Here is a 14401-nt window from a genome sequence, read left to right as displayed (position 1 = left end):
AAACCCTGTAAATTACTTCATTGTATAGGTCAGCTTACCTAAGTCAGGTCTTGATGCCACCTTGTGACCATTTATAAACAGCATTAGGCCTTTCCCTAATTCGTATTTTCCTCCGGTTTTATCCCAGACAATGGTAAGATTTTTTCCATGATAGAGCACATTGTCCAGACAGAACCAGTTCCATTGATGTTTAGGAAGCAAAGGATTGATCTCAATTGTATTATCAGGACGTGGCCGTAAACCAACCAACCCGGTTATGATTAAATCGTTAAACGTAGAATGGTTATAGTATCTGCTGCGTTCCTGATCTCCTTTTAACCAATAGCCAGTCCTTTGATCTAAATATTCGCCTATGTAGGGTCGTCCTCTGTACGATTGGCATTCAACATATTGTTCAAGCCTGGCAAAATAGATACTATCATTCATTTCTGTTTGAGGATAGTTATTGATTAAATTTTCCATTGCAGTCAATGTTTGTGATGTGGCAAATGGCCATACGGCACCGTCCCATTCACAATTACCAACTCCATGTGTCCTGAATTCCGGATTACGCTGTTCTGCAGTAGTGATGCCAAACGGAGCATAAAAACCTCTTGGATTCGTAATTTGTTTCCATGCAGCATCATATCCTTTATTTTTGTCCGGCAGATTGAAATACCATGGAAGAAATCCTATCTCTTCCCGAACCTGAGCCATTTCGCCGGGTTTACGTAATGTTTCAAAGAAGAGGCTGTCTTTATTCCATAACAAGTTCTGAACAAGAGACTTCAATGTATCTGCTTTCAGTTGGTAAAATCTCGCATCAGTTTGATTGTCATCCAGGGCTGCAATTTCAGATAATGCTTTGGCATTTCCATACATGTAACTGTTGATCGTTGGTCGGGCATAATGTTTTCTGCGTCCTCCGCTGATGGATTCTTCCATGCCGTCCTGTACATCGCTTTGCCAGAACAACCCGCTATGTAATCGATGATCGCTTTCCCAGGCAGCATAATTGGCTTTTAGATCAGGGTACATATTCAAAAGAAATGTAGTATCCCCATCGACCAGATATTTATTATAGATTGCATCTGTTGCCCAACTGCTATAGTTGCGCAGTTTCTTCATCGGTTTACCATCATTTCCCCGGTACCATACATGAATATCATCGTCAACATATTGGCGGTCACGCAACCAACGGCCTTCGTAAATATGATGGCCCAAAGCGCAGCTTATTAAGTTATACTTGTCTGCATAATGCCTCGGTACCAAAAATTCAGTAATTGCATAACCGACCGGTGTTTTTTCTATATGTTTACGATATGTCCACCACCGGTAGTAATACATTTGCTCCATAGTATATTGAGGGCATTCGAACAATGGAATATTCTTTTTCATCCAGTCCCATGATTGGGCATTCGAAATAGCCAGGGTGATATTTTCATTTTCCATCGAATTGAAGAAATCCACAAAATGCTTAAATTCATCAGCCTTTAACACTGCTGCATGACTGTCGTCGTCCAAGCTAACCGTTTTCAAGTTTTTGATGTAAAATACAGCTTTAGGTGCTGTACTTCCTGCATGAGGTAAATCAGTATAACGAAATGCCGGACTGTCAGGTGTGGGCTCTATAGGTAATTCTCCTGTCCGGAAGACGATACGGCTAACGGATGCTACTGGATTAAAGAAAAGATGTGTGGAAATCTTTTTACCGTTTACCACCATTGTGTAACTGTTCGTTGTTGCATCTAATGCGAGCTCAATATGAAATACTTCTCCTCCCTGATAGTGGGCAAGCGTTGAATAGTGTGGCCCTGTTTGTGCTTTGAAAAGCTTGTCTTTATCGAAGATTAAACGAATGCAGGGTTGTCCGGTTTTGTTCTCAAACTCAATATCCAACTCTCCTTTGTTGTTTTGTCCAGGAACAATCGTAAATTCGGCAGTCAGTTTCTTTGATGTGGGAATTACTCTTTCTGCTTTTGCATAATCAAAAGGATCCCAATCCTGCAATGTTAACCAACGCCGTCCGTCTGCGCGCTTTTCAATACTTACCGGCGCCCACAACGGACTATAAATATTCCATTGGGTCATCTCTGCAATGGAATGGAAGTTGTTGAAATCATCATTTGCTTGTGCCGTAGCTCTGTCCGTTACCGGAACAGGAATCCTGGAAACCCATATGTCTTCTTTGTTCATGCTGTAGGTTACCCATTCATCGCCATCGGGTGGTGTTCCATTCCCTTCAATGATGCCACGTACATACTGAGGGCCCGGATTTTTAAAATTTCCTCCATATCGCATTGGAGTCAAATCCCCATGAACTAAATACATATCGTTATAATTCAACCCGTCGTTGCTTGTTGAAATGGCTAACGGCCAACGGTAAAATGATGAGGGATTATATACGGTAGAATATCGTCCGTCAGAAGTTCGTTGTCCCCAAATTTTGGCGTTGCCATTCACAAAACCTTGAGCCCTCTGCGGATGTGTTAACCATGTACGTCCATTATCTTTACTAATGGATGTCACCGCACATTTCCATAAGCCTACAACGTTCCCATTTGGTAAATGATAATAATCAAATGCTTTGAAATCCAGCTTCAGTGGAATCAGAGGATCATTTCTGTCTGCTTCCTCATTCCATTGTTGCATCATAAGTGGTTTTGATAAAAGCTCGTTACAGGCATCTACGAACCCTTGATCTTTGCTTTGGGTATAAAACGGATAAGTAGTGTTTTTTTGACTAAATCCGTGATTATAGCGAATAAAGTAAATCGGTCCAAATTTTCCATTGGGGAAAACTTCCCGTACAACACGGCCTATACCATTCCCATCGTTCGGATGATCCTTGGGTCCCAGACAAATGCCATAAAAACCCAGTACTAACAGTCGATGGCTTTTCGATACATAAAATCCCATCCGTTGGTGCATCACAGCCCACAAATGCTTAGCAACTATTTTGCTATCGGGTTTTGTTGTCCCATCCGGAACCCGATACTGAGGAAAAATAATGACGGGATTTGACCAGCGATACCCATCTTTGGAAGTTAATAATAAAGTCCTTCCCGGAGGAACACTCTCTCCTACAGGATCAGACAGATATTCCAAATAGAACTGATGATTCCAGTAAGCCAGCATGGGAGCATGATTGTATGTCCAACTTACGCCGCCTCCCAATGCAGGATGTTCTCTGTTCGCTCTTAGTACCTGAATGTTGTGAACACCTACGGCAAGAGGCAATTGCCCATCATGGTAGTTGACATTCGATAGTGTAGTGCCCGTATAGTAAATTCCATCCTGAGCATGGATTGTTATTGTACTTGAAAAAATAGCCAGAATTATAGTAACCAGATATGTTATGGTTTGATGTTTCATTTCAAATATTGATTAGTGTCCCTTGTTGGCTTGAGCTTGGTATTTTAATAGTTTCTTATAAATACTGTATTTGACTTTGAATATAGTGCCGTGTTTTTGCCCCTTCGGTAAAAACACTTCGTTGGAAATGTCAGTGAACGTTTTGAAGTCTTTTGTTTCTACGGCTCCATATTTTTTTGCTACATAACGTTCGAAATAAATCAAATAGTTGTGTCCGATTTTCACCACGGTAGGTCCTTCGCTAAAGTGTGGCGAGAACGGCGCTGACGGAATAGCGTATGGCCCGATAGGAGAGTGTGAGAATGCTACTTTGACGTTTCTCTCTGGACGGGTATTATCTTTAAATACTAATACATAATTCTTGGAAGCAACTTTAAAAATCGTACCATCTATTACACTATATCCCGGATCAAAAAATAATTTTGCAGGAGAGAAAGTCTTAAAATCTTTCGTAATCGTATAGTATAACCGATGATTGTTGTCCTCGGCTTCTTCTCCCTTCGGAAAACGATATGGAATAGTCGATGCCCAAATAATAATGAAATCTTTTTTCCGTGCGTCATAAAATAAATCCGGAGCCCACACATTAATGGTCGTGGGCTCACTTTTCATTATTTCGACATATTGCGACTTAGTCCAGTGTATTAGGTCTTTTGAACTTGCATAACCAAACCCTTTGTCATTTGTCCAGCTACAAGTCCATACCATATGAAAGGTGCCATGAGGTCCTTCTACAATCGATGGATCTCTGAAGACTTTGTCCCTGCCTACTCCCGGAGTATTGAATGGCCCGCCAAGACTCTTCCAGTGATAACCGTCAGTACTGCCGGCTAACAGCAATCCATCCTGTTGAGGTTCTCTAAATGTAGAAAACAGATATGCCTGTGTTGTTTTACACGATGACAAAGCAATCATTCCTACTATGGCCAAAAATAGATACTTCATTGTTTTAGCTGTTTATTTCAAGGATAACCAAAGTACGATGCTTCCCTTATCAGGAGATTTAATCGAAACAACGTGTCCGCCTTTTACATGGAATTTTTTCTTCATGAGAATCCCTGTAGCAGGGTTCATCCAGCAGGCAATATATGTTTTAGTGGTTTTTGTCAGGTCTAATGATATTTTGTTCCCTGATTGTAAATAAGCAATGTATCCGATGTTGTTATTTCCTAAGATATATTGATTGTTCGAATGAGATGGAATGATCTCCATATGTACAGCATCCTTAAGGAATGTAGGATCTATGCCTGCTGGTAAGTTAGGTAATGATCCGCCGGCCATGAATACAGCCCACCCATATGCAGGATAATTATCTGCATAGTACATAACAGCTTTTTGCGGATATTTAAGCCTGTATTCGCTTACGGCACGATATACCTGGGCAAAAGAAGTTACTCCCGGTTTGACTAATCGCATATGTTGTCGCGGAGCTAGGTTTTCTCCTCCTAGGGGTGCGTATGCAGTGCCGTTTTTGCGATAAAACCAATAACGGATATCTATTATATCAACTACCTTGGCACGTTTGGGGTCTCGTAAAATAGCGTCTTCGACATCTTTGGTTGCACTTAAGGCGATGAGTGGGTGTTTCCCTGTTTCTTTCTCCCAGTTTCCAACAACATCCAGCCAAAACTGCATGAAATGCAACGGCCCTGTATATTCAGCACTTGTTAGTTGAATAACGCTCGTATTGTTGGCGAAATTTTCTAAACATTTGCGGATGTAGGCTTTAAGCAACTTTTTACGAACCAGATTGGTAGTGTCATAAAACTGTTCCGCCATAAATTGGCGTTTATCGCCGGCAAAGTTTACCGGTTCGGGGAATCCGGTGTGATTTATATTGTTGACAGGCCTCCATGGACAATCTACCCAATGAGCGCCAGCTTCAAGAATATTGTGCTGGAAGAAATTTTCGTGTAATAGAACCAAACCGTTTTGATCTGCTAAATCGGCAAATTTCTTTAGACGACTCCAATACCATGTGTTGTATTTGGTTAGGTCATATTTGCTTAATCCATCCCATGCGGTTCCTTCTCCTGAACGTGCAAATGGTTGTTCATAAAATGGAGGCCATACGTCTCCATCCATTCTTCTCACCCGTTCGTGATCATCTCTGCGAAGATCATACCAAAGTCCATAGTTATGATCGAGGGAAACTACATCGTTCTTTTTCATCCATGCAACAACGTCATTCAGATTATCGGTCAAGCCTAATCCAACTTTGCCAGGTACATAGCGTGTGATATCGGGTTTGGCTTTCGGTAAAAATGAGGGTAGGGTACTACCGTTCCACCAGGGAGCCTCCAACCGATTTCCATAAAGCAACACATCTCCATGTACGATATGCCCGTTAACGATGCGAGTAGGTAAAGTATTGATTGTGCCGGTTGTGTGAACATATCCGATTTCATCAATAGTTTTGGCGCCATCGGTTGCTGTTGAAATAGGATTGCGTTGTCCGGCATGTTCAATCCAGTTTATTAATGTAGGGGCGGGATGTTTAGCTTCTTGTGCCAGTTTTGCAGCCATAGCTATACTGGGACTACTATCTTCTGAGTTATTCAGCATCATTAGCGAGCTTTCATCAACAGGTTTATGTAAACGTTCTGCCAATTGTTCCAAATACAGGCTGCGTGGTTGGAGGTGATTATTTGATTCATACCAGCCTCCGTTACCTGCAAATTGTGACCAGCTGCCAAATGCCCAGTTTTCAGCAGTGGGAGGCTTGGGACATTCAATTAAAGCAGCATTGCATTGCCAGAATACGCTATTGGCACCGCTCCATCCGGTTCCTCTGTCATCTTGCCCCCTGTTGGCAAAACGTAAAGCATTTCCATCCACATTGACCATGTCGAAAAGAATTCCGGAGCCCCAGCTTCCAATTGTTCCGCTAAAACTGTAGGGTAATTCTGAGTAACACTGAACAAACGCAATGGGGCCAGCAGCACACAAACCGGTAGAGAAATCATGAATGCCATGTTCTGCATACAGATCTTCAAAGAGCGTTTGTTGTCCTTCCGTATAGAAGGTATTGCGGCGTTGTCCTCCTATTTCTGAGATTGGTTGTAAGGAAATGCAATCTTCAACGGTTACTTGTTTGGAAGTGGAAAGAGCCATTACGGCAGAGCCGGCAAAATGAGAAAAGGTGATTTGCCTAATCCATGCGTTTTCAACATTTTCTAAGGTAATAGCCATCCATGAGTGTGCTTCATCTTTTACGTTTGTGGTATCATAGTTGGAAATACACTGCATGTTTTCAACGCCTACGTTCGATATCCGTCCCGGCCATGTGTATGGAATAACCTGGCCTTCTCCATATTGTGGATCCAGCGCTGTGGTTAAAGGCGCATCGAACGTAATTTTGTTCCCGTTAATGGCGGTAATGGTTCTGTCCCAGTTAATCGTACGATCATTGGGCTTCCATCCAAGAGCCGAAACTCCACCTCCAAAAGTTACCATTCCTAAGGTTTGAATCCATTTCTGTGTGATTGGCCTGTGAATGATAATTTTATCACCAACCTTTAGTGATCCTATATTATTTACAGTTACTGAAAATGAATTAACAGGCACGTACGAATTTACTATGGGTATCGGAGTGCCTAATTGCCGATCATTTTCTCCTAAGATTCTGATTAAAGTCCGCCTGTCATCCCCGGCGGCTATAAGTTTTGTTCCGTTTTCTCCGGTTCCTGAACCACGTAAAACTACTCCGGAAGCATTCATTATTAATTGTCCATATACATTGAATGTTCCTGATCCTAACAATACTGCTCCTCTAAAGCCTTTTGCATCAGGTTTTAATTTAGCTACATAATCCAATGCTGCCTGAATGCGGGCTGTGGCATCTCCTGGTTTTGCGGGTACTACAATTATGACGGGAATAGTCGGAATGGATGATTCTCCTTCCATATATCCACAATAAGAAAAATCAGGAATACGATTTCCGAGACTATCGCTTTTGTACTGCAGTTGTCCATTGGCTAAATATAACGGAGGAAGCGTTATTACACTCTTTTTTGCCTGAGCTCCAATGTTAGCTCCAAAGATCATTGCTAATAATGCAATGAGTATTTTTTTTACGCTTAAATGGTTGAAGAAGCTTTTCATGTTTCAGAACTGGAGAAATGATAGAAATATAATTGATAAGTATTACTTTTTAGCCTGAGCTTCTTTTATTCTTTTTGCCCAGGCAACTCTTTCCTGCTGCATATTGTATCCTTGTTTGGAAAGATAATTGTTTATCCGACCTTTATATTTATTAAACCATGCATGTTTTTTTCCAGAGGATGGGGCTTCTATTGCATGCTCTCTTGCTTCTACCAACCAGGAATAAATTTGTCGTTTTTCATTTGGTTTCAGTGTAGGAATCATAGCCAAGTATGCTCCATAAGTAACTTTGAGCACATTATATGTCATTGCATTTTTTACTTCTTCGATTTGTTGTGGTGTTAAATCTCCCGAAAGAGCACCGGTAAAGGCACAATATAAATTATATAATTGTGTGTTAGTATCGCCTTCAATTGTTTTGTCTAAAGCCTGAAGTGATGCTTTATTGTTTCCTGCAGTTGCCTTGGCGGCTTTCATTGCAGCATTATTATCGTCAAAAATTTTTCCAACACTGGCGTATTCATTAACCAGAATATTGACCACCCGGTTAAAGACAGCAGTGTCTGATATGTTTAATTTCTTTACAATTTTAGTGGATCTGAGCGTTAATGTCTTAATGTAGGCAGCATCATTTGATTGTGCGGACATGCCTGCCGCAAATAACAATAATACGATTGCAATTCGGAATGTTTTTGTCATGAGTAGTTGAAGGTATTTATAATAGAAACTATAGGATTGGGTACCTATAGTTTCTATTATGGAATTTACATATTTCTAATTTCTGCACATAATTTCAAGTTCATAATTCAAAATCAATGGCCATTCAACTGGTTGATTAGTTGGAATGATTCCATAATTTTGTTTTACCGGCTAAAACATCGCGGTTATTTTTGGGATTTGTCCAGTCAACTTTTTTCGTTGGATCGATTCCATTGATATATTTTTCAATGTTGGTATATCCGTCCCCGTTGATGTCTCCATTAGCATCTGCAGGATTATGAGGATTCAAGCCATATTTGATTTCCCACCAGTCTGGAATACCATCACCATCGCTGTCTTTGTACCGTTTCCAGTCTTTGCTCAGTTTTGGATAACCTCCAACTTGGCTTATGTCGGTAATGATACCTTCTTTATATGAATCTTCGGGCAATCTGCGGTGCTTGAATTGGAAGTAAGTGCGGCTGTCTGCGCTTTTATCGTAATATGCTTTTCCTGTACGCACTTGTTCTATAATCCTTTGATCGGTAATATCCCGTACAGGCAATGTTGCACCTACATTTTCAAGAACATAGTTGTATGCTTCTTGTGCACTCATAATAGGGAATTTCGGCATTGGGAACGGTTTGTTCCATTTTACCAATGCATAATATTCTTTTGTGGTTAGATTTGACCAGAAGTCATTCTTACGATACTCTTTCAATGATGCTAAGAATGCAGAGTCGCCTCTTACTTTCAAAGGTTGGGTTTCCAACTGAACACCACCATCCCAGTTATCTTTGGTGACTGCCGGATAGCCATCCACATAATTACCGTTGCAATAAACGCGTCCAAATACCTTATATCCTAATTTTGAGCGACCTGCGTCTGGTCTCAGAATACGGTAGCTGATAGGTTCGTTTTTCGGTGTGCATGGACCTGGTTTGTAATAGTTGTTGATGATATTATACAATGCCGTATAGTCACCACCGTCTACTGACCGGGATACCCAGTTGTATAGAACATTGTTGACAAAATTGAAAATGCCATCTTCACCAATCGATGGATTTCTACAAATACAATCAGCCCACATATTGCGCATAAAGGTACAGTTTCTACCTCCTAAAGTACTCCCAAAAGCATGGTTCCAGGTGTCTAAAGTTTGTGCAATAAGGGAATTTTGAATGGTGAGATTGACGGTAGGATATTTGAAAGCTTTTGTTCCATCCCCTGGATTGTACATGTGCCGGTACAAAGAGATGCTTTCATCACCTCCCCATTCTCCTGAACAATGGTCAACAATGATATTCCCTACAGGGTCTCCGCCAAGAGCATCGTCACGTCTTCCCACATCGGTAATACCGCGCATGAAACGCATGTAGCGTATAACAACATCATGCGTATTAATCCATACGGATTCGCCTGCAATGATTACACCATCACCCGGAGCAGTTTGCCCTGCGATGGTAACGTAAGGAGCTCTGATGATGACAGGTGTATGTAAATGAATAATCCCGGATACGTTAAATACGATGATACGTGCGCCTCCTTGTTCGCAAGCCCAGCGGAAAGAGCCGGGTCCGCTGTCATTCAGATTGGTTACAGTATATACTTTTCCGCCACGGCCACCAAATGAATATTCTCCTCCTCCCATAGCCCCCGGAAATGCAGGAATGCTGGCCTGAGGTAAATCTGATGGACGATGAGCCCATGGTATGTACGGTTTACCATGCATGGCCTGCTCTTTTACAATAGGAAGTGCGACTTGCCATGCCGAGTCAGAGTGTGCGTAACAGGCCTGCATCATTTTTGCATCTTTTATGCGAATGCTGTCAGGTACCTGTGGGTACTGTGCTTTAGCTGTTTGTAGTGATACAAAAGCAAGAGCGATTAAACTTAAAAAAACAAATTTTCTCATTTTGACTAATTTAATTTATTGATATGAACTGGGTTGTTTATCTATTCTGATTAAATTGTTAATACCAGGGTTAAAGAGGGTGTCCAAAGGGCACCCTCTTGTTTTTTTGTTATAACTACACAATCTTTTATTCAGTCTACTAACCCTAATTATTGTTGATAATCAAATGTTCCCTGAGAGCCATAAGCGTCATACCATCCTTTGGTTTGTAATAGCCATGGGTTATTGGTCAAAACCGTAGTAGGCAATCCCTGGATATAATAGTTTTGTTGCCAGCCAAATTGTGTCAGGGTTTGATTGTTATATGTATCCATGGCAGGACTTGCAGCAACACGAACAAAATAGGTGTTATATAATGTTGCTAAAGAATTTAGTTCCTGGGTAAAGTTCGAAGCATCCGGATCAATGGAAATAGTATTTATTGCAGATGCTACAGGATCAGTATTGCTAACGGTTTTAGCCTGCCAGTAATCGCCGACACGAGTAGTTTGATCAAGCGGGGTTAATCCCAATTTGGCACAGGTATTATTGCCACTTGAAGCATCATCATTGAAGAGCATCCACCGTTGGATATCCCAGAACCGTTTGCCTTCATATGCCAGTTCTACCTGACGTTCATACAGACATGCAGCTATGGCTTGATACTTATCAGTGAATGTTCCTAAACCATAATTGTTTGCTGAAGGTATACCAACCCGTGCACGAATTCTTTCCAGATAAGTTAAACAATCGGATAGATCTCCCGTTGCTGCATAACATTCAGCTATGTTCAGTATCAATTCTGCATAACGATATTCCATAATAGGAGTTCCTGAGTAGCTGAATGCAGTACTATCGGCAGAAGGATCAGACATTTTACGGACAAAACACGGACTCTTTAGCTGGTTGTTGCCATGATATGTATACGCGCCTTTTGAGTTAACATAGCGATATGCCCATACCACCGAATTGGCGTTTGCTTTGTTTGCCCATTTACAACCACTAAAAGCAAATGTACGATAGAAACGTGGATCCCGGTTTAAGAAGAACAAAGAATCGTTATATCCGTCGGCTACTGTAGGACGGGTTCCATTTGCCATAGGGAATAAATCAATCATTTCTTTTGGAACAGCTATGCCACCGCTGCCACCCTGGCTCTTTAAGCGAATGGAGTTTTCCCACTGGTTATTGATTTCTGCACTTGGAGTACTGGATGAAGAACATTGAAATACAATGATGCCTTCTTTTTTGTAACCCGCACTCGATACAAACATATTTGCCCAGTCTTTTGCTGAACTACCATATAAGCCATAGCCATCAGCACTACATTCTTTTTCAGCAGCAAGCCCTGCAGCAAGTGCAGCCTGCCAACGGGAATCAGATGTGTTATCCCAGTCTGTGTTAAACAGAGGGCTGGCATAAGTTAATAACACGCGGCTTATTTCAGCTAATGCCGCTCCTTTGGTAAAACGCCCATAATCTGTAGAAGAAGACCAGGATGTAGGCAACAAATTCGCTGCTGAATCTAAATCGTTAACAATTTGAGTAACGCATTCCGAAGTAGTCGCTCTGGGATAACGGATGCTTGTATTTGTAGCTGATGGACTTATTAAATGAAGCACAAGCGGTACACCTCCGTATGTACGGACAAGATCAAAATATTGGAGAGCCCTTAAGAAAAAGGCTTGGCCTCTGACTTCTTGCCGAAATGTTTCAGGGAGGTTACTTCCCATATAATTGATTGTATCTATAAGAAAGTTACAGTTACGAATACGTGTATATGGATTATTGTTTACAGAGGAAGTAAGTGCTGACCCGAAGTAAGTTGAACAGGATGCAGCAGTATTAAGCGTCATTGTCGGGTTAATCAGATTATTGATTGTCCCTCCAATTTCCTCTGTCATATAAGTTTGATCATTGCTATAAAGTCCGACTACTGTTTTAATAGGGGAGTTATATCCACTGAAATAGTTATAATAGATATTATCCAGAAACCAGCCCGTTTCGGTTTGATTGGTGAATAAGGAAGCATCATAATTATTGTAACTTTTCATGTTTTCCAAAAACTTATCACTACAGCTAGTTACCAGTAACATAGCCAGGGATAAGAACAAATATAATATTTTATTATTCATGATATATGCAATTAAATTGTTTTATATCCTAAGAGTTATATTTTAGAATGTTAGATTGATACCTAAAGAATATGTTCTTAATGTAGGATAAGATACTTTAGAGTTATCGTACATGTTGCGATAATGGTCAGGATATGGGTTATAGAAATCCCATAAGTTATTTCCAACTAAACTGATCGTTGCACTTTCAACAGCGAATTTCTTTAGCAAATTAGCAGGCAGAGTATATCCGATTCCCATATTCTTGATATAGCTACGGAATGCAGGAACTTGCCAGAAATCAGAATTATAGTAATTCTGAGAATAATAAGCATTCGGATATTTCCCGTTTACGTTATTGGTGGCGTCGTACATATTTGACAAATACGATTCGTGTGACCACAAGATATTACTTGAAGATGTGCTTTGTTTAATATAGTCAAGAGAAGCATATCCACCCCATCCGGTTGCAATTTGGGCAAACCAACTAAATCCATTCCAGTTAAGGCCAAGGTTAGTTGTAAATCCGTAAGTATAGCCACTTGCTAGTTTCGCGTAGTCTTCATTCGCATTGATTTCTCCGTTAGGTATTGCAAATGATCCGTTTGATTGTATTGCTCCATGAAGATCCTGATAAGCCAGCATTCCGGTTGATAAACCTGATTCACTGGTTATTCCCATATAGGAAGGAGAATCACCTGCAGCAGAAGCCAGTTTGGTCAGGTATGCCCAATAAGCGTCAATATCAGATTGTGAACGAAGCACTCCATCATGCCCGGCATTCCCTTTCCATACTTTGAATCCCCATGTTGGCATAATCATTGATCTTCCCACAATCACATTGTTTGTTGAAGGATATGTAACTGCCGATGCAGGATATTTGGTTACCTTGTTTCCACTGAAACCTGTGATTACACCTATGTTGTAATTTACTTTCATTGGTGTCCACTAAAAAATTGCAAAAGATCTTTGAAAATATTGAAAGTTAGATAGTTACAGCGCTTTAAAGGGTGCGACGATTTCAATTTATCTTTGTATTGATATTCAATACGATATGCATAAAGAGAAGTTCGTTTTCGCCCAATTAGTCGAGTTTCTTAATGCCGATAAATTCAGGCACATTGTAGACAAGCACCAAGGAAACCGCTATATCAAGTCTTTTACCTGTTGGAATCAGCTGCTTGTTCTCATGTTCGGACAACTTTGCAACAGAAGGAGTCTGAGAGATTTGGCGATGGCTATCGGTGCGCATAGGGGTAAAGGATATCATCTGGGTTTTGGCAGTGATGTCAAGCTAAGCAATCTTTCCAAGGCAAATACCAATCGGGACTATCGCATTTTTGAAGAGTTTGCCTATTACATGGTTGGCAAAGCTCAATCAAAACGTATGGACAACATCTTCAAGCTTGGAGGTAAAGTCTATGCCTTTGATTCAACGACCATTGACTTATGTATGAACATTTATCAATGGGCTCGTTTCAGAAAGACAAAAGGTGGAGTTAAAATCCATACCCTGTTTGACCTGGAAACTCAGATCCCAATGTTCTTCCATATCACTCCTGCTGCGGTAAATGACGTAAACGCGATGGATGTGATTCCCTATGAACCAGGATCTTTTTATGTGTTTGACCGCGGGTACAACGATTTCAAACGATTGTTTAGAATCAACGAAATCAGGTCATTATTTGTGGTCAGAGCCAAGAACAATCTACAGTGCAAGGCAGTCAGATGGAAGAGAAGGATGCCGAAAAACATCCTCTCAGATTCCGTGGTGACATTCACTGGTTACATGAGCGAAAGGCATTATCCGAAGCCCATACGAAGAATTGTCTTCTACGACGAAGAGCAAGACCGAGTGTTTACATTCCTAACCAATGCTTTTAGTCTTGATGCTTTGCAAGTCGTGCTGCTTTACAAGAACAGATGGCAGATCGAGCTGTTTTTCAAGTGGATGAAGCAACACCTCAATATCCAAAAGTTTTGGGGCGTAACTGAGAATGCTGTCAGGATCCAGATTTACTCGGCTATTACCGCCTACTGCTTGGTAGCTATTGTGCATCATGACTTGAAGATGGAATGCTCCATCTACGAAATGCTTCAGATTCTCAGCATGTCACTAACGGACAAAGCCAACATAAATGATTTGCTCAACAAATCTAACTTCAACAATTTCAATGAACGATGCGGTTCAAGTGAACCAAGTTTATTTGCTTTTTAATATTTATACAGTGCCGTT

Annotated in this window: 8 protein-coding genes; 1 reads left to right on the top strand and 7 read right to left on the bottom strand. The window is 40.9% G+C overall.

The window, feature by feature from the left end; genetic code table 11:
• Nucleotides 1–12: 12 nt before the first annotated feature.
• The 7 genes from FHX64_RS05575 to FHX64_RS05545 all read right to left on the bottom strand — a co-directional run bounded on the left by FHX64_RS05575 (nucleotide 13) and on the right by FHX64_RS05545 (nucleotide 13104).
• On the bottom strand, nucleotides 13–3354 hold the full coding sequence (locus tag FHX64_RS05575; protein WP_183412810.1) for an MGH1-like glycoside hydrolase domain-containing protein: 3342 nt from the start codon (nucleotides 3352–3354) through the stop codon (nucleotides 13–15).
• A gap of 12 nt (nucleotides 3355–3366) precedes the next feature.
• Complete coding sequence (locus FHX64_RS05570) at nucleotides 3367–4299, bottom strand: glycoside hydrolase family 43 protein (RefSeq protein ID WP_183412809.1); 933 nt, start codon at nucleotides 4297–4299, stop codon at nucleotides 3367–3369.
• A 12-nt stretch (nucleotides 4300–4311) separates the two neighbouring features.
• A complete protein-coding gene (locus FHX64_RS05565; protein WP_221202147.1) occupies nucleotides 4312–7458 on the bottom strand; it encodes a DUF6298 domain-containing protein in 3147 nt (1048 codons plus the stop codon).
• Between the two features lie 42 nt (nucleotides 7459–7500).
• A complete protein-coding gene (locus FHX64_RS05560) occupies nucleotides 7501–8157 on the bottom strand; it encodes a DUF3826 domain-containing protein (RefSeq protein WP_183412808.1) in 657 nt (218 codons plus the stop codon).
• A gap of 136 nt (nucleotides 8158–8293) precedes the next feature.
• Entirely contained in the window at nucleotides 8294–10072 is a 1779-nt protein-coding gene (locus FHX64_RS05555; protein WP_183412807.1) for a polysaccharide lyase, read from the bottom strand.
• A 149-nt stretch (nucleotides 10073–10221) separates the two neighbouring features.
• The gene (locus tag FHX64_RS05550; protein WP_183412806.1) at nucleotides 10222–12186 is read right to left on the bottom strand and encodes a RagB/SusD family nutrient uptake outer membrane protein; all 1965 of its coding nucleotides are present in this window, start codon (nucleotides 12184–12186) and stop codon (nucleotides 10222–10224) included.
• A gap of 42 nt (nucleotides 12187–12228) precedes the next feature.
• Entirely contained in the window at nucleotides 12229–13104 is an 876-nt protein-coding gene (locus tag FHX64_RS05545; RefSeq protein WP_183412805.1) for a SusC/RagA family TonB-linked outer membrane protein, read from the bottom strand.
• Between the two features lie 115 nt (nucleotides 13105–13219).
• Here FHX64_RS05545 and FHX64_RS05540 point away from each other — a divergent pair, with 115 nt between their 5' ends.
• Complete coding sequence (locus FHX64_RS05540; RefSeq protein WP_183412237.1) at nucleotides 13220–14383, top strand: IS4 family transposase; 1164 nt, start codon at nucleotides 13220–13222, stop codon at nucleotides 14381–14383.
• Nucleotides 14384–14401 lie beyond the last annotated feature (18 nt).

It is taken from the genome of Microbacter margulisiae, from assembly GCF_014192515.1.
GTDB classification, from domain to species: domain Bacteria; phylum Bacteroidota; class Bacteroidia; order Bacteroidales; family Paludibacteraceae; genus Microbacter; species Microbacter margulisiae.
The sequence above is the reverse complement of the archived record's forward strand: the minus strand, read 5'-3'. Positions and strand labels throughout refer to the sequence as shown.

Excerpts from the sequence above, each read along its gene's own strand:
- FHX64_RS05575 (WP_183412810.1), bottom strand. The coding sequence starts at position 3,354 with ATGAAACATCAAACCATAACATATCTGGTTACTATAATTCTGGCTATT.
- FHX64_RS05570 (WP_183412809.1), bottom strand. The coding sequence starts at position 4,299 with ATGAAGTATCTATTTTTGGCCATAGTAGGAATGATTGCTTTGTCATCG.
- FHX64_RS05565 (WP_221202147.1), bottom strand. The coding sequence starts at position 7,458 with ATGAAAAGCTTCTTCAACCATTTAAGCGTAAAAAAAATACTCATTGCA.
- FHX64_RS05560 (WP_183412808.1), bottom strand. The coding sequence starts at position 8,157 with ATGACAAAAACATTCCGAATTGCAATCGTATTATTGTTATTTGCGGCA.
- FHX64_RS05555 (WP_183412807.1), bottom strand. The coding sequence starts at position 10,072 with ATGAGAAAATTTGTTTTTTTAAGTTTAATCGCTCTTGCTTTTGTATCA.
- FHX64_RS05550 (WP_183412806.1), bottom strand. The coding sequence starts at position 12,186 with ATGAATAATAAAATATTATATTTGTTCTTATCCCTGGCTATGTTACTG.
- FHX64_RS05545 (WP_183412805.1), bottom strand. The coding sequence starts at position 13,104 with ATGAAAGTAAATTACAACATAGGTGTAATCACAGGTTTCAGTGGAAAC.
- FHX64_RS05540 (WP_183412237.1), top strand. The coding sequence starts at position 13,220 with ATGCATAAAGAGAAGTTCGTTTTCGCCCAATTAGTCGAGTTTCTTAAT.